This window comes from Pseudomonas sp. LPH60, assembly GCF_030718165.1.
Lineage (GTDB): Bacteria > Pseudomonadota > Gammaproteobacteria > Pseudomonadales > Pseudomonadaceae > Aquipseudomonas > Aquipseudomonas danubii.
In genome coordinates, this window is sequence record NZ_JAVAJH010000006.1 from 263,131 (window position 1) to 282,370 (window position 19,240).

A 19,240-nucleotide genomic window follows, 5' to 3' on the forward strand; every position below is an offset into this window, starting at 1 on the left:
CAATGAGTGTCGTGAGCCTGCAACCCGCCGAGCGTATCTGGCTGAACGCTTACCTGCCGGGTGTGCCCAGCGATATCGAAGCCGACATCGACCGCTACCCGTCGCTGCGGGAAGTGTTCCTCGAACACGTGGACAAGTACCGCCACCGGGTGGCCTACGTCAGCATCGGCACCGAGATGGGCTACGACCTCTGGGAGAAGCGCGTATTCGCCTTCGCCGCCTGGTTGCAATCCAAAGGGGTGAAGAAGGGCGATCGGGTGGCCCTGATGATGCCCAACTGCCTGCAATATCCGATCTGCCTGTTCGGCACCCTGTTGGTGGGGGCGGTGGTGGTCAACGTCAACCCGCTGTACACCGCCCATGAACTGCGGCACCTGCTCAAGGACAGTGGCGCCGAAACCGTGGTGATCTTCGAGAACTTCGCCCACACCCTGGAGCAGGCGATGCCGGGCAGCCAATTGAAGAACGTGGTGGTGGCCGCCATTGGCGACTTGCTGGGCACCTTCAAGGGCGCGGCCTTGAACTTCGCCCTGCGCCATGTGCAGAAGCAGGTGCCCAAGTTCAACCTGCCAGGCTCGATCCGCTTCCCGGCGATGATGAAACTGGCCGCCGTGCTGGAGCCCCGTCCAGTGGACCTGAAGCAGGACGACATTGCCTTTTTGCAATACACCGGCGGCACCACCGGCGATGCCAAGGGCGCCATGCTCAGCCACCGCAACATCCTCGCCAACCTGATGCAGGCCAAGGCCTGGGTTGGCGACCAGTTGGACGAAAACCAGCAGGAAACCAACGTCACCTTGCTGCCGCTGTACCACGTGCTGTCGCTGACGGTGAACTGCCTGATGTTCATGTGCCTGGGCGGGCGCAACATCCTGATCGCCAACCCGCGGGACGTGAAGCGGGTGCAGATGATCCTGCGCAAGGAGAAGTTCAGCGGCATCGTCGGGGTCAACACCCTGTTCAACGGCTTGCTGGAGAACGAAGAGTTTCGTGGCCGGGACTTCTCCGACCTGAAGCTGGCCATCGCCGGCGGCATGGCCACCCACACCGCCGTGGCCCGGCGCTGGAAGGAGGTCACCGGGGTGCCGATCATCGAAGGCTACGGCCTCACCGAATGCTCGCCGGTGGTGAGCATCAGCCCGATCGACATCGCGCGCATGCGCGAGGGTGACTTCACCGGGACCATCGGCGTGCCGCTGCCGTCGACCTGGGTGCGTTTCGTGCGTGAGGACGGCGAACTGGCGGAGCTGGGCGAGGAGGGCGAGTTGCAGGTGCGTGGCCCCCAAGTGATGAAGGGCTACTGGCAGCGTCCGGAAGAGACCGCCAAGGTCCTGGACCGTCATGGCTGGCTGTCCACCGGGGATATCGGGGTGATGAACGAGCAGGGTTTCATCCGCCTGGTGGACCGCAAGAAGGACATGATCCTGGTGTCCGGCTTCAACGTGTACCCCAACGAGATCGAGGATGTGGTGGCCTTGCATCCGGGCGTGGCGGAAGTGGCGGCGATCGGGGTCGAGGATGGGGTGACGGGGGAGAAGGTAAAGATCTTCGTGGTGCGCAAGGACCCGAACCTGACCCAGGAGCAGTTGCTGGCCCACTGCCGCGAGTACCTGACCGGCTACAAGGTGCCGCGCTACGTCGAGTTCCGTACCGAAGAGTTGCCCAAGACCACCGTGGGCAAGGTCCTGCGTCGGGCCCTGCGTTAGTTCCGAGGGCGTCCGAGGTTGTTCTGAAGATCGTCAAGCAAGGCCCTGCGGGCCTTTTCGCAGCCTCGCCGGGGCTCGGCAGCGGCTACCTCCACGGCGATCACTGTAGCCGCTGCCGAAGGCTGCGAACGGCCCGCAGGGGCGCAAGCGTCCCGAGGGCGCTAGAGGTTCTTCGGGTGATAGCCGGGCAAGCCTGAACCTACAAGGCGTTGGGCAGGCGGACCTGGCCCGGCTGCAGGCCGAACACTTCGATACCCTCCGCCGTCGATTGGCCGACGCTCACCGGCAGCCGTTGTGCCGGCTGATCGGCGCTCGCCCGATATTCCACACTCATGCCATCTGCGCCGCGCTGGATCGCTGCCGGCGGGATGACGATTGCCTGATCGTTGCGGTAGGTGATGATGGTCAATCGCGCGCTCATGCCCAGGCGCACCCGCTGCAGTTGTTCCCGGGTCAGCGTGGGGATCGACAGGGTCACCGGGAACTGTGCGCTGGCGCCGCTGGCGTCGCCGGGCAGGGCCAGGCTGCTGACGATGTCCACCTGGCCATTGAGGCGTTCGCCATCAAAGCCGTCACCGAGGATTTCCACGCTCTGGCCCTGACGCAGCTGGTTGATGTCCAGCTCCGAGACCTTGCTGACGATCTTCAGTTGCTCGATGTTGGCCAGGCCGAACAGGGCCTGGCCCTGGCCGACCTTGCTGCCGGTCTGCACCGGGCCCGAGGCCCCTGCCGAGGCGATTTGGCTCAGGTTGACGCCCGGCGCCGGCACCACGATGCCGGCAAACGGCGCGGTGACGTCCTTGCCCGCCAGCAGAGCGCGCAGGGCTTCGTATTTGACCGTGGCATTGGTCAGTTCCATCTCGGCAATCTGCCGGTATTCGCCCTTGCCCTGATCCAGGGCCTGTTGCAGCTCGCCCTGGGCCGCGCTCAGGTCCAGGCGCTGGGTCTGCAGTTGTTGGGTCAGGTCGTCCAGTTCGTTGCGGGGAATGATGCCCCGGGCAAACAGGCTCTGGCTTTCACTGAGCTTGCGCTCGGAATTGCTGACCGCCATCTGCGAGGAACGCAAGGTCCGCCGGGCACGGGTGACCTGGGCGCTGTTGTTCCAGTCCTGCAGTTCCTGGACGCTGCGTCGGGCCTTGAGCTGGACCGACAAGGCTTCGCGCAACTGGATCTCGATCAGGCTGGGGTCCATTTTCAGCAGGGTCTGGCCGGCCTCCACCCGTTGGCCCTGTTCCACCAGGTTGGCCAGGACAATGCCGTCGAACGGCGCGGTCAGGCTGATGGTGCGCTGGGGTTCGATCTTGCCCACCAGGCCGATCTGATGAATCAGCGGCGCACTGCTGACCTCGATCCAGCGGCCCTTGTCAGTCGCTGTGTGGTCCGGGGCGTGGTAACCGATCAGGGCCACGCCGGCCAAGGCCAGCACCACCAGCGCCGCGCCCCCTTGCAGGTAGCGTTTGCGCGAGCTTTTCTGCTCAGTAGTCATTGAGCGCAATGTCCCAGGTCTCCAAGGTCGTGCCCAGGGTCAGGTCCAGTTGGGTCTGGGCGTTGAGGTAGGCGATAAGTGCGTTGAGGCGGGCGTTTTCACTGGTGCGCAGGTCGCTTTCATAGCTCAGCACCTGAAAGTTGCTGGAGCGTCCGGCGCTGAGTTTCTCCCGTTCGATCTCCAGTTTGCGCTTGGACAGTTCCACGGCGCGCTGGGCAATTTCATACTGGCGCCAACGGGTGCCGAGGTCGCGCACCACGTCATTGACACTGCGCTCCAGGGCCTGGCGGGCATCGGCCAGGACCAGCGCCTGGTTTTCCACGTCGACCCGGGCATGGACTTCCGCCTGGCGGGTACTGAGGTCGCCAATGGGGATCTGCACCTGGACCCCGGCATAGCTGTCCCAGGTCCTGCCCGCGCCATTGCCGCCGTCGTTGTCGTAGCGGTTGCGCACCTGGTTGGCACCGGCCACCAGGGACACGTCCCAACGGCCCTGGTCTTTGGCGATCACCAGGTTCAGATCGGCCTGCTGGCTGCCGAGCAAGGTCGCCAGGTAACTGGGTTGCTGGAGCTGGGCTAGGCGCAGGGCGTCCTGCTGGTCGATGTTGATCCTGGCGGCCTCCAGGGCGTCGCTGGCGCGAATGCGCGTGGACAGGTCCAGGGCCAGCAGCCGCAGCAGCGACAGGCGATTGATGTCCACCTGATTGCGCGCTTCTTCGACCCCCAGTTCCTGGCTGGCGATATCGGCTTCGGTCTGCACGATCTCGAACTCGGCCATGCGCCCGGCAGCGATCAGCGCCTTGTTCACCTGGAGCAGGGCATTGGCGCGCTTGAGGGCATCCTCGACGATCGCCAGCTGTTGCTGGGCCCGCAGCAGCTCGCGGTAGGCGCCGATGATGTCGCTGATGGTCTGCGCCACGTTGGCCTTGAGGTTGAGGCGATAGGCCTGTTCGTTGATCCGCGCCAGGCGTAGCGGCGCGGTGGTCACATCCCAGCCGGCGCCTTTGAGCAGGGGCTGGATAATCGCCAGGTCGAGGCCGTCGCGTCGGTAGTAGCCGGCCCGATTGGCATTGCTCAACTCTTGCCGCCAGGCCATGTTCAAGCGGGTGCCGTACTCCCCCAGCAGACTGGAACTGGGCGTGAGCATGGCGTTGCGTACCCCGTCGTGGCTGCCCTTGTTGGCCTGATAGGTGCCACTGAGGAGCAGTTTGGGATTGAAGGCATCTTCCGAGACCCGCAGGTCGAACTTTTGCGCCACGCGCTGCAAGTAGGCGCTGCGAATCCCGCGGTTGTTGCGCAGGCCCAGGTAGACCGCGTCGGCGAGGGTCAGGTCGGTCTGCTGCTGGCTCAGCAGGACGCTGCGTTCATAGCCGCTGTGCAGGGTCGGGGCTGACGCCTGGCGAGCCACGTTCATGTCCTGGGAGGCGGCGTGCCCCAAGGGGCTGATCAGCCACAGCAGCAACAGCCCGGCGCGTTGGCGATCATTCATCGCGCAGCGCCTCCACCGGTTGCAGGCGCGAGGCCGAGATGGCCGGGTACAGGCCGAAGAACAGGCCGATCAACAAGGTGCTGCCGATGCCCAGGGGCAGGGATGCAGAGGCCAGGGAAAACTGCCAGCCGGAAACCCGGGCATAGAGGTAGGCGGCGCTCATGCCCAGCACCGCCCCGGACAAAGCACCGACCGCCGTCAGGGTCACGGCTTCGAGCAGGAACAGGTTGCGGATATCCCGGCGCCTGGCGCCCAGGGCCATGCGGATGCCGATCTCGCGGCGCCGTTCCGAGACGTTCATCAGCATCACGTTCATCACCCCGACCCCGCCCCCCACCAGGGAGATGCCCCCCAGGGCCATCAGCAGGTAACCGAAGGTGCGGCTTTGCCGGGTCATGCCGTCGATGATCTTTTGCGGTATCTGTACTTCCACGCCCCGTCCCGGTAGCTGTTTTTTCAGCGCATCGCCCAGGGCCGTGGCCAGTTGGTTCATGTCCTGGGAGGGAGCGGCGCGGGCTATCAGGTTGCTGATCTGCGCACTGGAGGATATTCGCCGCATGCCCTCCAGAGGTACGAACAGGGATTCGTTGGTCTGTACCGGGATCAGCACGGCAGCCGGTTGCGAGTGCAGGATGCCAATCACCTGGAACAGGTAATCGTTGATACGGATTCTGTCGCCCAGGCGCAGTGGGGCATGGGGCTGGCTCAGGGCCTGGGCCACTTGCGCCCCCACCACCGCGTAGGTTTCGGTGGCATCGAATTCCGAGAGGAAGCGTCCTTGCTGCAGTTGCAGGCGCATGGCGTCATTCAATGCCGCTGTGCTGCCCACCAGGTTGGCGTTGGTGGTGCGTCCCTGGAACACCACCGGGCCGCTGAACAACGCCACCGGGGCGATGTGCAGCAGGTTGGGCAGGGCCTTGTACAGGGTGGCCAGGTCCAGCGCCGCCGGCATGGGCGTGCGCGTCCCCGAAGTGTCGGGGAACTGCACTGCCAGGGTGTCGGTGCCCATGTCCTGGAAGATGGCCGCGGCGTCTTCGGCGGCGTTATGGCCGATATTGATCAGGGCCACCACCGATGAACTGCCGATGACGATCCCCAGCAGGGCCAGGATCGAACGCTTGCCCAGGGTGCGCAGGCTGACCAAGGCTTCGTGCAGCAACTGGCTGGCGCTTTGCTCGACCTTGAGGCTCATGCCGGGCAGACCTCCTGGACCACGCCGTTGGTGACCCGGATCTGCCGGTCCAGGCGCTGGGCAATGCCCGGGTCGTGGGTGACGATGATCAGCGTCACCTGGCGCTCGCGGTTCAGCGACAGCAGCAGGTCCATGATCTCCTGGGCGGTATGGCTGTCGAGGTTGCCGGTGGGTTCGTCGGCGAGGATCACCGAGGGTTCGCCCACCAGGGCCCGGGCAATCGCTACCCGCTGGCGCTGACCGCCGGAGAGGTCCGCCGGGCGGTGGTGGGCCCGTTGCCCCAGGCCCACCTGATCGAGCATGTGCTGGGCGCGTTCCAGCGATTCACGCCGTGCCACTGCGCGATAGCTCAGGGGCAGGGCGACATTGTCCAGGGCACTGAGGCGCGGCAGCAGGTTGAAACTCTGGAAGACGAAGCCGATCTGCTGGTTGCGGATCGCCGCCAGTTGGTCGGGGCTGGCGCGGAAGATATCGTGCCCGGCAAAGCGGTAGTCGCCGTTGTCGGGCAGGTCCAGCAGGCCGAGGATGTTGAGCAGGGTGCTCTTGCCGGAACCGGAGGCACCGAGAATGGCGCAGCTTTCACCGGCTTCGATGGACAGGGAAACGTTCTTGAGAATGTGGAGCGGTTGCTCCGCCAGCCGATAGCTCTTGCCTATGCCTTGCAGGGAGATAAAACCTGGGTCGATTATCGTCGCTGTCATCGCTTACCGCGCCGGCTGGCTCGACTGAATGCTTGAACACTCCCACCTCGTACGGCTCGTGCAGCGGGGGTTCAGGGGCAACGCCAAGCTCTGGTTTTATTTATTATTTTAAAAACTTTGTTTGAATAGTAACTGCGTTCATCCTGGCGCGCCAGCTGTCTGAACCGGGTAATTGCGGGCTTTTTTCGGGATTTTTCGACCAGGAACCGGCGGGTCACAAAACGGCCTCGGGCCGCAGGGGACGTCCCTGGGACGCTTGCTTTTAGGGCTTCTCGCGGGTATAAAAAATCAAATTTTTTTTTAAAACACTGTTCGAACGGTCAGTTTTTCATCCCAGCAAAGGTTAGTCCTCCATGGTCGCCAAGAAACTCAGTGCCCCCAATGTCACCAAGACCCGACTGCTGGAAGCGACCGAGGCATTGTTCATCAAGTACGGCTACGACGCCGTGCTGCTGCGTCAGATCACCGAGCGCGCCCAGGTCAACCTGGCGGCGGTGAACTATCACTTCGGCGACAAGGATTCGCTGATGAAGGCCCTGCTGATGCAGCGCCTGGGCCCCCTCAACGATCAACGCCTGGAACTGCTGGCCAAATGTGAAGAGCAGGCCCAGGGACCGCTGGATTGCGAGACCCTGCTGGGGGTGCTGTTCGCCCCGGCCATGGGCCTGGAGCGCAGTGATGAAAGCGGTGGCCTGGAAGGCCGGTCGTTCATCCGTTTCCTGGGGCGGGTGTACAGCGATACCTCGCCGTTCATTCAGGAATACCTCAAGGAACACTACCAACCGGTGTTCGAGCGCTTCTTCAAGGCCTTCGCCCTGGCGCTGCCGGACCTGCCGCGCAACGAATTGGGGGTGCGCCTGCAGTTTGCCCTCAAGGCGATTTCCGGGGTGATGGCCGGCACCGAACTGCGCCTGCTGATGCAGGCCATGAGCCTGGGCCGTCCGGCCACCGACGCCGAAGTCATGGCCAAGCTGATCAGCCTGGTGTCGGCGGCGATTCGTGCGCCCATGCAGGACCCCGACTCCGAGCAGGCCCTGGAAAAGGTCTTGAACACTCAGCGCCTGATTCGCCAGCACAGCCAGTCCCAGGTCGGAATGATTCCTGTCTGAGGAGCTGCCGCTCCTGCCAGCAGCGCACCGTGCCGGCAGGAGCGGCAGTGTCATTCGAAGCATCAATATTGCTCAGGGCTGCGGCCGCCATGTGCCAGGTTCCGCTCCTCGCATCTACCCTGGAGCGCCCGGCATTCAGAATGAGCAGCCACAACGGGTCAATGCGCTGTTGCTGGATTTTCCGCAGTGACGGTCTCCTGGAGAACCTGCCCGCCCCATAGCAAGCGGGGTGGGCCGGCGAAGGCGGGCGGTCAACCGAGCATTTCCCGCATCCGGTGCCAGAGCATGCCCAGGGCCAGCAGCGGTGCGCGCAGGGCTGGGCCGCCGGGGAAGGTCATGTGTGGGACGGCGCTGAACACATCCAGGCCATGGCTGTGCCCGGCATGGATGGCTTCGGCCAGCAGCCGTGCAGTCCAGTGGGTGACATTCAGGCCATGACCGGAATAGCCCTGGGCGTAGTACACGTTGGGGTACTGGTGCAGCCGACCTACCTGGGGGAAGCGATTGGCGGTGATGCCAATCTTGCCGCCCCATTGGAAGTCGATGGCCACATCGTTCAATTGCGCAAATACCTTGAGCATCTTCGGCCGCATGTAGGCGCCGATGTCCGCAGGATCACGCCCTGAATAGTGGCAGGCACCGCCGAACAGCAGGCGTCGATCCGCCGTCAGCCGGTAGTAGTCCAGGCCCACTTTCTGGTCGCACAGCGCCAGGTTCTGCGGGATCAACTGTGTCGCCAGCGCCTCAGGCAATGGCTCGGTGGTGATGATGTAGCTGCCGGCGGGCAATACCTTGCCGCTCAGGCGCGGTTCCAGTTCATCCAGGTGGGCGTTGCATCCGAGCACCAGGCTGGCGGCGCGCACGGTGCCTGTGGCGCAACGCACCTCGACGCGGTTGCCATGCACCAGTTCCAGCACCGGGCTCTGTTCGAAGATCCTCACCCCCAGGGAGGCCGCGACCCGCGCTTCCCCCAACACCAGCTTGAGTGGGTGCAGATGCCCCGAGCCCATGTCCACCAGGCCCCCGGCATACACCGGGGAGTCCACCACCTGATGCATGTCCTGAGGCGCCACCAGGCGGGTAGGGTGGCGGTAGCCCAGGCTCGCCAGATGCTCCTGTTCTGCCTGGAACGCCGCGAACTGGGCCGGGGTATTGGCCAGCTCGCAGAAGCCCCAGCGCAGGTCGCAGTCGATACCGTGCTCGGCGATGCGCTGACGCACCACGTCCACCGACTCGATCCCGGCATGCTCGAGGTATTTCACCCCTTCCTTGCCGACGTAGCGGGCAAAGCCGCTGACGTCGTGGCCAATGCCGCGGATCAGCTGGCCGCCGTTGCGCCCACTGGCGCCCCAGCCAATGTGCCGGGCTTCCAGGAGAATCACCGACAGCCCGCGCTGGGCCAGCTCGATGGCGGTGTTGACGCCGGTGAAACCTGCGCCGATGACACAGACGTCGGCGCTCAGGTCACCGTCCAGGGACGGATAGCCAGGCAGGCTGCCGGCGGAGGCGGCGTAGTAGGAGCGGGCATGCCCGGTGGCACTGCCCGAAAGGTTTGGCTGAATCATTTGTTGGACTTCACTTTGCTCCAGGAGCGGGTCATCAAGCGCATGATGGCCGGCGACTGGGTGGTGGAAATGTACAGTTTGTCGAGCACGTCCTGAGGCGGGTACACCTCGGGATTGTTCACCAGCTCGGCGTCCATGTACGGCTGGGAGGCCGGGTTGGGATTGGCATAGCCGACGTAGGCGCTGACCTTGGCGATCACTTGCGGGTCCAGCAGGTAATTGATGAAGGCGTGAGCCTCCTTGACGTTGCCGGCATCGGCGGGAATCGCCAGCAGGTCGAACCACAGGTTGCTGCCTTCCTTGGGAATGGCGTAGGCGATGTTCACCCCGTTCTTGGCTTCCTTGGCCCGGTTGGCGGCCTGGAACACGTCCCCGGAGTAGCCGAAGGCGATGCAGATATCACCGTTGGCCAGGTCCGAGACGTACTTGGAGGAGTGGAAGTAGGTGATGTAGGGGCGCAGGGTCAGCAGCTTGGCCTCGGCTTTCTTGTAGTCCTCGGGATTTTCACTGCGCGGGTCCAGGCCCAGGTAGTTGAGCACCGCCGGAAACACTTCATCCGGCGAGTCCATCATCGACACCCCGCATTGCTGGAGCTTCTTCAGGTTTTCTGGTTCCAGCAGCACCGCCCAGGAGTCGATGTGGTCGACGCCCAGCACCTGCTTGACCTTGTCGACGTTGTAGCCGATGCCGTTGGTGCCCCACAGGTAGGGCACCGAGTACTGGTTGCCGGGGTCGTTCTGCTCCAGCAGCGCCAGCAGCTTGGGGTCCAGGTTCTTCCAGTTGGGCAACTGCGAGCGGTCCAGCTTGAGGAACGCGCCGGCCTTCACCTGGCGCGCCAGGAAATGGTTGGAGGGCACCACCACGTCGTAGCCGGTGCGCCCGGCCAGCAACTTGCCCTCCAGGGTTTCGTTGGAGTCGAACACGTCGTAGATCACCTTGACCCCGGTCTTGCCCTGGAAGTCGGCGAGGGTGGTCTGGCCGATGTAGTCGGTCCAGTTGTACACGCTGACACTGGGTTGTGCCTGGACGGCGGCGCTCATCAAGGCCGCCAGTGCTGCCGGGATCACTGCTTGCAAAAGACGCATGTCGACACCTCTTCGGGTTGTTTTTGTTGATTGCGGACTGCGGACAAATCAGACGCTGAGCAGCAGGAACTCACGCTCCCAGGAACTGATCACGCGCTTGAAGTTCTCGTGTTCGGCGCGCTTGACCGCCACGTAGCCGCGGACGAACTTGCGCCCCAGGTAGTGCTCGATGGTCGGGCAGTCCTCCATGTGCGCCAGGGCGTCTTCGATGGTGATCGGCAGGCGCAGGTTGCGCCGTTCATAGGCCCGGCCTTCCACCGGGGCGCTGGGCTCGATGCCCTCGACCATGCCCAGGTAGCCGCACAGCAGGCTGGCGGCAATCGCCAGGTAAGGGTTGGCATCGGCACCGGGCAGGCGGTTTTCCACGCGCATGGCATCCGGGCTGGCAGTCGGCACCCGCAGGCCGACGGTACGGTTTTCCTCGCCCCATTCGACGTTCACCGGGGCCGAGGTGTCCGGCAGGAAGCGGCGGAACGAGTTGACGTTGGGGGCGAACATCGGCAGCACCTTGGGGATGTACTTCTGCAGGCCGCCGATGTGGTGCAGGAACAGCTGGCTCTTCTGGCCGTCGGCATCGACGAAGATCGGCTTGCCGGTGCTGATGTCCACCACGCTCTGGTGCAGGTGCATGGCGCTGCCGGGTTCATCGGCCACCGGCTTGGCCATGAAGGTGGCGGTGACGTTGTGCTTGAGCGCCGCCTCGCGCAGGGTGCGCTTGAACACGGTGATCTGGTCCGCCAGGTCCAGGGCGTCGCCGTGGCGGAAGTTGATTTCCATCTGCGCCGGGCCGTCTTCGTGGATCAGCGTGTCCAGGTCCAGGCCCTGGGCTTCGCACCAGTCATAGACGTCTTCGAACAGCGGATCGAACTCGTTGGCGGCGTCGATGGAGAACGACTGGCGGCCGCTTTCCGCGCGACCGGAGCGGCCCAGCGGGGCCTTGAGCGGCAGGTCCGGGTCCTCGCAGCGCTGGGTCAGGTAGAACTCCATTTCCGGGGCGACGATCGGCTGCCAGCCCTTGTCGGTGTACAGCTGCAGCACTTTTTTCAGCACGTTGCGCGGCGACAGCTCGATGGGGTTGCCGAACTTGTCGAAGGTGTCGTGGATGACGATGGCCGTTGGCTCGATGGCCCAGGGCACCAGGTAGATCGATGACGAGTCGGGGCGGCAGACCATGTCGATGTCCGCCGGGTCCAGCAGTTCGTAGTACAGGTCGTCGTCGACAAAATCCCCGGTTACCGTTTGCAGCAGGACACTTTCCGGCAGGCGCATGCCGCGCTCGTGCAGGAACTTGTTGGTGGGCGCGATCTTGCCGCGGGCAATGCCGGTCAGGTCGCTGACCACGCATTCGACTTCGGTAATCTTGTGATCTTTCAGCCAGGAGGACAGCTGATCGAAAGGGGCGTTCATAAAGACCTCGATGATTGTTCTTGTCTGCTCCGAGGTGAGCGGGAGTATCCCGGCAAGGCTTCCCCTGCGGCGCATTGGCGACTATCTTGGGCGAGCCTTGTTGTTCCATCTATCCACTTTAAGCAGCACCAAAGCGCACCAAAAGAGTGCGCAAGGTCCCCCGATGACAGCGTCCAATCCGCTTCAGGTTCAAGCGTTCAACACCTTCGATGTCGCCGATCAGATCCGTGCCACCCCGGGTTGGGTGCAGCACTACCAGCAGATGTCCCCCGGGCATTTCAACGGCCTGGTGCGCTACCTCGACCTGCAGGGCGTGGAGATCTACGAGGAGTGCATGAACACCCGGGTCGAGCAGAATTTCAGCGCCCCGCAAGGCGCCCTGGCGTTCTGTTTCGACCGCAGCGACAACGCCCTGTACCTGCTCAATGGCGAGAGCCGCAATATCTGGATCACCCCGGAGAACTACCAGGAAGTGGCGGTGGTGTTCGGCCCCGAGTTCGTCCAGCGCCAGGGCCTGGGGGTGGAGCGCCTCGACGGCCTGTTCATGGCGCCGCTGACCAACCAGCAGAACGCCCTGTTCTGTCGCTGGCTGAGTTCCACCTTGACCCGCCTGTCCCAGACCTTTGACCCACCCAGCCGCGAAGCCCTGACCCAGCAACTGCTGGACGACTGCCTGTACATCCTCGACAACGCCTGCGTGCGCCTGGACCCGGGCGGCCTGCAACGGCGCAACGAGGAGCGGGGCATCATGCAGCGGGTGGCGCAGTGGGCCGCCGACGTCCCCGAGGAAACCCTCAACCTGCTGGAGCTGTCCCAGGTGGCCGGGGTTTCCCTGCGTCAGTTGCAAAGCGCGTTCAAGGCCTTTACCGGCATGGCCCCCAGCCAGTGGCTGCGCCTGCGCCGGCTCAACAGCGCGCACCGCGAACTGCTCAGCCGCGGGCCCAGCGAGACCACCGTGGCCGAGGTGGCGATGCACTGGTCGTTCTGGCACCTGGGACGGTTTTCCAGCAGCTATCGAGCGCTGTTCAAGGAGTTGCCCAGCCAGACCCTGAAACGTCGCCCGAGCTGATCGGCAGCACTGGCCGCAGAAACTGGTTTGCCAGCGAAGAGGCCCGCAAACCCTGCATCACTCTCAGCCTTCGTCGGCAAGCCGGCTCCTGCAAGGTGCTGGGCGGCCGATTCGCGAAAGCGCCGGCAGCGCTCTATTCTCGGTGTGGGCTGTCTTCCTGGGGCGTGCAATGCTTGAAACCATCGACCTGACCAACGCCGCCGCGGCCCTGGGGATCGGCATGCTGGTGGGCCTGGAGCGCGAGCGGCGCAAAGGGCAGGGGCCTCAGCGTGGCAGCGCCGGGTTGCGTACCTTCGCCATCACCGCGCTGTTGGGGTTCATCGGCCAGCGAGTCGGCGGTCCGCTGCTGTTGGCCTCGCTGGCCATTGCTGTGGCCGGGTTGGTGACGGTGGCCTATTGGCGCAACGAGCAAGAGGACCCGGGGGTCACCAGCGAAGTGGCGCTGCTGGCGGTGCTGATCCTCGGGGCCTTGTGTGGCACGGCACCGGAGCTGGCGCTGGCCATCGCCGTGGTCATGACCGCCTTGCTGGCCTATCGACAGACACTCCATCACTTTGTGCGCAGTCAGTTGAGCGACCGGGAAATCGCCGACGGTCTGACGCTGCTGGTGGCGGCGCTGGTGATCCTGCCCCTGGCGCCGGATCGTTTCATCGGCCCCTATGAGGCGTTCAACCTGCGCACCATCGGCACCCTGACCGTGTTGCTGATGGCGGTTGGGGCCCTGGGCCACGTCGCGGTGCGGACCCTGGGCGCCCATTACGGTTATGCCCTCAGCGCCGTGGCGTCGGGATTCGTTTCCAGCACCTTGACCATCGCCTCCATGGGCCAGCGGGTCGCCAAGGCGCCCGGGCAGGTCAGGGTTCTGGCGGCCGCGGCGCTGCTGTCCAACCTGGCCACGGTGACCCAGATCGCTCTGATCCTGGTAACGGTCGACAGCGCACTGCTGCAAACCATGTGGCTGCCCCTGGTGCTGGGGGGGCTCTGCACCGCGCTGTATGCCGCTTGCCTGGTGTTTCCACGCAGCCAGCCCAGCAGCGTCGAACCGGTCAGCGACAAGGGCGCGTTCAATCCCAAGCTGGCCTTGATCGTGGCCCTGACCATGAGCGCCATAACCTTCGCCTGTTCGCTGATGCTCAATTACTTCGGGCAGTTGGGCCTGATGTTGAGCGCCTTGATCAGCGGCTTTGCCGATGCCCATGCGTCTACGGCGTCCATTGCTTCGCTGGTCAAGTCCGGGCAACTGCCCGGCAGTGCCATCGGCAGCGCGGTGATGCTGGCGGTCAGCAGCAACTCCCTGAGCAAGTGCATGCTGGCGGCCCTCAGCGGTGGATGGCGCTTTGCGCTGTACGTCGTGCCCGGGCAGGCGCTGCTGACCCTGGCGATGTGGGTCGGTGTCTGGCTGCAATAAGCGGCTACCGGGTCGAAAAAAAGCCGCGACGCCTGATAAAGATCAACTCGTGCCTGGCCATTGCGCTCAGTCTTGAATGACCCCCTAGCGGTTTCTTCAAGCTCCAGTGCCGAGGTGAACCATGTCGCAAACCCCGCGTTTACTCTTGATCGCGCCCCAGCAGATGCAGCGCACGCCGGCGTTCGAACGCACGGAGCAACTGGCCCTGGCCATGCAATTGCCGGTGCATATCGTCGCCCTGGATCATTTGCAGGCCCTGACGCTGGCCGGGCTGTTCGAGAGCCGTGAGGCCGAGCAGTTGCAGGCGGCCTATCTGGAACAGCACGGGCAATGGCTGGAGCTGCAGGCGCAAGGCATGCGCGAGCGTGGCCTGTCGGTGACCTGCGAAGCGCGCTGGGCCAGCCAGCCGTATCAAGAGATCCAGCTGTTCGCCAACGAGATGCCCCTGGCCCTGATCATCAAGGACGCCCATGCCGAGTCGGCGATGCGGCGGATCTTCTATACCCCGCTGGACTGGCAGTTGCTGCGCGATTGCGCGCTGCCGGTGCATCTGGTGACCGAGGCCCGGCACCCACGGCCACGCCGAGTGCTGGCCATCATCGACGTGCTGCGCAGCGAAGTGCAGGACTTGCAGTTCAACGATCAGATCGTCGACGCCGCGGTGAAACTGGCCGAGCAATGCGGCGCCGAGCTGGACCTGCTGCATGTGTATGACTGGGTGGCCGTCTATGCCAAAGACACCGGAGCCGGCGCGCTGTCCCTGGCCAGTGGTCTGTATGAAGCCCTGGGCGCGGCGCAACACGATGTCTATCGCGCTCTGGCGGAGCGCCACGGCGTGCCCCCGCAACGCAGCCACTTCATCGAGGGCATGCCGCTGCAGCAAATCTGTCGTTTCGCCGAGGAGCACCAGAGCGATGTGATCGTCATGGGCACCACCCAGCACCGCGGCCTGCACAAGCGCCTGGGTAGCACCGCCGAACATCTGCTGTTGCAGGCACCCTGCAGTATCTGGGCGGTCAAGCCGCCGCGTGACCCCTTGCCATGAGCCGCACCAGGCCACGCCGGTGCCACACCGACGTGGCACCGCCGGTCACAGGAGCAAACGATGCACCACCTGATGGGCGTCGTCCGGGTCGGTGTGGGTGGTGAAACCCAGGTGCGCGGCCAACTCGCGCATGGCCTGGTTGTTCACGCTGTCCACCGAATACATCTGCACAAACCCATGCTGGCGGGCGGCGCGGATCAGATGGGTCATCAGCAATGACCCCAGACCCAGATGCTGCCATTGATCGGCCACGGTGACGGCGCATTCGCATTCATCGTGGGACGTGGCGGCATAGCGGCTGACACCGATCTCGATCAACTGGCCCTGTTCATGCACCAGGGCGATGTAGGCCAGACGCTGTTTGCCGTCGACATCCATCAACTGCTCGAGCATGGCGGCGTCGGGCTCCTTGATCTGCGCCAGAAAGCGCATGTGTCGCGATTGCGGGGACAGGCGCTTGATGAAGTTGTACTCGCGCTCGCGGTCTTTCTCGGCCAAGGGCCGTATCAGCACGTGGCGGCCGTCGTTAAGCGCCTCGATCCAGTGCAGGCCGGTCACGGTGCCGTAGGCAGCGGCGGCCTGATCGTTGTGTTCCTTGATGCTGAACATGGGGCGATCCTCTGGGGACGATGAAGGTGGGCCCGCGACCCGCGGCCGCGTGCTGACTATCCTTTACCCCTGTTGCCCGGGGCAGGATCTGATCTGGATCAGATGCGGCCCACCGCCGCGGATATTGACTGCCGGCGCGGGCTTAACCCGAGGCTTTGTGACTTTTGTCAAATCGGCGGCCCGAGCGGCGCGCATCATCGGCGCATCGGCTCGGGACTCCCGGGCCGCTGTCCAGTGCGCCGCCCGGGAGGTGCCCATGTCCACACTGCAACGCGTGTTGTTGATCGCCCCCACGGCGCTGTCCCGCACGCCGGCTTTCGACCGGGCCAGTGCCCTGGCCCGGGCCATGGGCGCCAGCCTGCACATCGTCGCCTTCGACTTCATCGAAGTGCTGGAGGTCGCCGGGCTGTTCGATCACCAGGCCATGGCCCAGGCCCGGGAAGGCTACCTGCAGGTGCATCGGCAGTGGCTGGAGCAACAGGCTCGCTTCGAACGGGCCAATGGCCTGCGGGTGACCACCGAAGTCTTGTGGGCCAAGGCCCGGCTGCAGGACATCCTCGATTATGTGACCGACTACCACCCGGACCTGGTGATCAAGGACGCCCAGCCAGTACCGGCCCTGCGGCGCATTTTCTACAAGCCCCTGGACTGGTTGCTGCTGCGCGAGCTGCGCCAGCCGTTGCACCTGGTGACGGACTGTCGGCACCCCTTGCCGTTGAAGGTATTGGCCGCCCTGGACCTGTCCCATCTGGAATACCTGACCCAGGGCCTGAACCAACGCATTCTCGAGATGTGCGCGACCCTGGCCAAACACTGCGGTGCCCGGGTGCACTTGCTGAATGTGGTGGATTGGGCCACTGAGAACGCCACCGGCCTGCCGATCTTCAGTCCTGACACCAACATCAGCTTGCGCGATGCGGTGAATGATGCGCAGCAGGAAGCGTTCGAGACCCTGGCCGAGCGCTACGCCATTGCCCCTGAGCACTGCTATCGCCTGGAGGGTGTGCCGCATCAGGTCATCGCACGCTTTGCTGCCGACAACGATTTCGACCTGATGGTCCTCGGGCGCGCACATCGCCGGGGCTTGCAACGCTTCATCGGCTCCAGCGCCGAGCAACTGCTGTATCACACACCCTGCAGCCTGATGCTGGTGGAGCCCCAGGAGTGAGGTGCGGCCATGCCCCGCAACCTCGCCCGACACGAAGGAGATGGAGATGCGCCTGAGCTTTCTCGGTGCCGCCGGCACCGTCACCGGCAGCAAATACCTGTTGCAGCATGAGGACCGGCATGTGCTGGTGGACTGCGGGCTGTTCCAGGGCTACAAGCAGCTGCGCCAGCACAACTGGGAAGCCTTCGGCCTGCCGCTGCGCGAGCTGGACGCCATCGTGCTGACCCATGCTCACCTGGATCACAGCGGCTACCTGCCGCTGCTGGTGCGCAATGGCTATCGCGGGCCGGTGTATGCCACGGCGGCCACCTGCGAGCTGGCCAGGATTCTGCTGCGCGACAGTGCGCGCCTGCAGGAAGAGGAGGCGGCCTATGCCAACCGCCATGGCTTCTCCAAGCACTCTCCGGCATTGCCGCTGTACACCGAGCGCGATGCCGAGCAGGCCCTGAAACTCCTGCATCCGCTGCAATTGCACCACCGGGTGGAAGTGCTGCCGGGGCTGCACATCCAGTTGCGCGGCGCCGGGCACATTCTCGGCGCCGCCACGGTCCAGGTCGACGCCGCGGGCATGAGCCTGGTGTTTTCCGGTGACCTGGGCCGCATGCAGGACCCGCTGATGTTCGCCCCCGAAAGCATCGAGCAAGCCGATTATCTGCTGGTGGAGTCGACCTACGGCGACCGCCTGCATCCCCGGGACGACCCCGAGCAGCAACTGGCCGATGTCATCAACCGCACCGCCGAGCGTGGCGGTATCACCCTGGTGCCGTCCTTTGCCGTGGGGCGCGCGCAGCTGCTGATGTACCACCTGTATCGCCTGCGCCAGCGCCAGGCGATTCCCGACCTGCCGATCTACCTCAACAGCCCCATGGCCACCGACACCACCCATCTGTACCAGCGCTTTCGCAGCGACCATCGACTGTCCCGGGAGGAGTGCGAAGGCATGTGCCATGTGGCGCACATCGTGCGCAGCACCCAGGAGTCCATGGCCCTGGACCAGCTCAAGAGCCCGGCGGTGATCATTGCCGCCAGTGGCATGGCCACCGGTGGCCGGGTGCTCTACCACCTCAAGGTGCTGGCGCCCGATCCGGCCAACAGCCTGCTGTTTCCCGGGTTTCAGGCCGGCGGCACCCGCGGCGCGCAGATCATCGCCGGCGCCGAGTCGGTGCGCATTCATGGCCGGGAGGTGCCGATCCGCGCCGAAGTCACGGCCATGCAGAACCTCTCGGCCCATGCCGATGCCGACGAGATCATGCAATGGCTGCGAGGCTTCAAGCGTCCGCCGAAACACACGTATGTGGTCCACGGCGAGGCCAACGCCGCCGACACCTTGCGTCGGCGCATCAGCCTGGAACTGGGCTGGTCGGTGTCGGTGCCGGAATACCGGGACAGCGTGGAGTTGCAGCCAGGCCCGGCGACCTAGTCCCTGGCCGCGTTCTGGCAACCCGCGACCCGCTGCTTCAGGCCCTCCAGATCGAGGATATCCACCTGCTTGCCGTTGATGGTCACCAGGCCCTGGTCCCGCAGATGGGCTATGCCCCGACAAACGGTTTCCAGGCGCAGCCCCAGGTAGGAGCCGATTTCCTCGCGGCGCATGCGCAGGATAAAGGCCCGCGACGAATAGCCCCGCAGGCTCAGGCGCTGGGACAGATTGAGCAGGAATGCCGCCAGGCGCTCGTCGGAGTTCATGTTGCCCATCAGCAGCAACATGCCGTGATCACGCACGATCTCCCGGCTGAGGATCTTGTTCAGGTTGTGCTGCAGCGAAGGCAGGGCCTGGGACAAGTGCTCCAGCTGGGCAAAGGGAATCGGGCAGACCTCGCAGTCCTCCAAAGCAAAGGCGCTGCAGGCATGCTGGTTGGTGCTGATGGCGTCCAGCCCGAGAATCTCGCCGGCCATCTGGAACCCGGTGACCTGCTCGCGGCCATCCACCGACAGCACGCAGGTCTTGAAGAACCCCAGGCGCACGGCGTACAGCGAATGCAAGGGGTCGCCGGCGTGATACAGCGCATGGCCTTTCTTCACCTTCAACCGTTGCAGGATCAAGGTGTCCAGGCACTCCACTTCCTGGTGGCTGAGGCCGATGGGCAGGCACAACTCCTGCACGCTGCAACTTGAGCAGGCGGTCTTGAGGTGCTGTACCTGAATCGGGCGTGCTTCGAATGGCGGCATGGGGGGCTCTCGACGGTTGAGCCGGCTCGGCA

At 64.5% G+C, this 19,240-nt stretch carries 16 protein-coding genes; 7 read left to right on the plus strand and 9 right to left on the minus strand.

From position 1 onward, the window contains the following. The first annotated feature begins 2 nt into the window (after positions 1–2). Complete coding sequence (locus Q8O96_RS22585) at positions 3–1,706, plus strand: AMP-binding protein (RefSeq protein WP_115579997.1); 1,704 nt, start codon at positions 3–5, stop codon at positions 1,704–1,706. A 199-nt stretch (positions 1,707–1,905) separates the two neighbouring features. On the opposite strand, the gene Q8O96_RS22590 is transcribed toward Q8O96_RS22585, so the two are convergent. From Q8O96_RS22590 to Q8O96_RS22605, 4 genes are read right to left on the minus strand one after another with little or no spacing between them, the layout of a single operon-like run. Beyond that, positions 1,906–3,192, minus strand: a complete 1,287-nt coding sequence (locus Q8O96_RS22590) for an efflux RND transporter periplasmic adaptor subunit (protein ID WP_115579998.1) — start codon at positions 3,190–3,192, stop codon at positions 1,906–1,908. Continuing rightward, a complete protein-coding gene (locus Q8O96_RS22595; RefSeq protein WP_102865095.1) occupies positions 3,182–4,681 on the minus strand; it encodes a TolC family protein in 1,500 nt (499 codons plus the stop codon). Before Q8O96_RS22595 ends, Q8O96_RS22590 begins: the two co-directional genes overlap by 11 nt. Next, the gene (locus Q8O96_RS22600) at positions 4,674–5,873 is read right to left on the minus strand and encodes an ABC transporter permease (protein ID WP_102865094.1); all 1,200 of its coding nucleotides are present in this window, start codon (positions 5,871–5,873) and stop codon (positions 4,674–4,676) included. Before Q8O96_RS22600 ends, Q8O96_RS22595 begins: the two co-directional genes overlap by 8 nt. Beyond that, positions 5,870–6,574 (minus strand): ABC transporter ATP-binding protein, encoded by a 705-nt coding sequence (locus Q8O96_RS22605; RefSeq protein ID WP_250330245.1) that lies wholly within the window; start codon positions 6,572–6,574, stop codon positions 5,870–5,872. The genes Q8O96_RS22600 and Q8O96_RS22605 overlap by 4 nt, the downstream gene beginning before the upstream one ends. A gap of 353 nt (positions 6,575–6,927) precedes the next feature. Here Q8O96_RS22605 and Q8O96_RS22610 point away from each other — a divergent pair, with 353 nt between their 5' ends. Beyond that, entirely contained in the window at positions 6,928–7,683 is a 756-nt protein-coding gene (locus Q8O96_RS22610; RefSeq protein ID WP_207167879.1) for a TetR/AcrR family transcriptional regulator, read from the plus strand. A 251-nt stretch (positions 7,684–7,934) separates the two neighbouring features. Here Q8O96_RS22610 and Q8O96_RS22615 read toward each other — a convergent pair whose 3' ends face one another. The 3 genes from Q8O96_RS22615 to Q8O96_RS22625 are packed head-to-tail and all read right to left on the minus strand — an operon-like array spanning position 7,935 to position 11,740. Beyond that, complete coding sequence (locus Q8O96_RS22615) at positions 7,935–9,248, minus strand: FAD-binding oxidoreductase (RefSeq protein ID WP_305949435.1); 1,314 nt, start codon at positions 9,246–9,248, stop codon at positions 7,935–7,937. Next, positions 9,245–10,333, minus strand: coding sequence for a polyamine ABC transporter substrate-binding protein (locus Q8O96_RS22620; RefSeq protein ID WP_250330247.1), 1,089 nt, complete (start codon positions 10,331–10,333; stop codon positions 9,245–9,247). The genes Q8O96_RS22615 and Q8O96_RS22620 overlap by 4 nt, the downstream gene beginning before the upstream one ends. A 48-nt stretch (positions 10,334–10,381) precedes the next feature. Further along, complete coding sequence (locus Q8O96_RS22625; protein WP_305949436.1) at positions 10,382–11,740, minus strand: glutamine synthetase family protein; 1,359 nt, start codon at positions 11,738–11,740, stop codon at positions 10,382–10,384. 163 nt (positions 11,741–11,903) lie between these two features. Here Q8O96_RS22625 and Q8O96_RS22630 point away from each other — a divergent pair, with 163 nt between their 5' ends. From Q8O96_RS22630 to Q8O96_RS22640, 3 genes are all read left to right on the plus strand, one after another. Next, on the plus strand, positions 11,904–12,809 hold the full coding sequence (locus Q8O96_RS22630; RefSeq protein ID WP_102865088.1) for a helix-turn-helix domain-containing protein: 906 nt from the start codon (positions 11,904–11,906) through the stop codon (positions 12,807–12,809). A gap of 169 nt (positions 12,810–12,978) precedes the next feature. After that, the gene (locus Q8O96_RS22635; RefSeq protein ID WP_060839197.1) at positions 12,979–14,217 is read left to right on the plus strand and encodes a DUF4010 domain-containing protein; all 1,239 of its coding nucleotides are present in this window, start codon (positions 12,979–12,981) and stop codon (positions 14,215–14,217) included. A 121-nt stretch (positions 14,218–14,338) separates the two neighbouring features. Next, the gene (locus Q8O96_RS22640) at positions 14,339–15,262 is read left to right on the plus strand and encodes a universal stress protein (protein ID WP_115580006.1); all 924 of its coding nucleotides are present in this window, start codon (positions 14,339–14,341) and stop codon (positions 15,260–15,262) included. Between the two features lie 45 nt (positions 15,263–15,307). Here the strand turns inward: Q8O96_RS22640 and Q8O96_RS22645 are convergent, their stop codons facing one another. Continuing rightward, the gene (locus tag Q8O96_RS22645; RefSeq protein WP_102865085.1) at positions 15,308–15,871 is read right to left on the minus strand and encodes a GNAT family N-acetyltransferase; all 564 of its coding nucleotides are present in this window, start codon (positions 15,869–15,871) and stop codon (positions 15,308–15,310) included. A gap of 256 nt (positions 15,872–16,127) precedes the next feature. Here Q8O96_RS22645 and Q8O96_RS22650 point away from each other — a divergent pair, with 256 nt between their 5' ends. Further along, complete coding sequence (locus Q8O96_RS22650) at positions 16,128–17,039, plus strand: universal stress protein (protein ID WP_305949437.1); 912 nt, start codon at positions 16,128–16,130, stop codon at positions 17,037–17,039. A 46-nt stretch (positions 17,040–17,085) separates the two neighbouring features. After that, positions 17,086–18,459 (plus strand): MBL fold metallo-hydrolase RNA specificity domain-containing protein, encoded by a 1,374-nt coding sequence (locus Q8O96_RS22655; protein ID WP_102865083.1) that lies wholly within the window; start codon positions 17,086–17,088, stop codon positions 18,457–18,459. Here the strand turns inward: Q8O96_RS22655 and fnr are convergent. Beyond that, positions 18,456–19,208 (minus strand): fumarate/nitrate reduction transcriptional regulator Fnr, encoded by a 753-nt coding sequence (gene fnr / locus Q8O96_RS22660; protein WP_305949438.1) that lies wholly within the window; start codon positions 19,206–19,208, stop codon positions 18,456–18,458. The genes Q8O96_RS22655 and fnr overlap by 4 nt on opposite strands. Positions 19,209–19,240 lie beyond the last annotated feature (32 nt).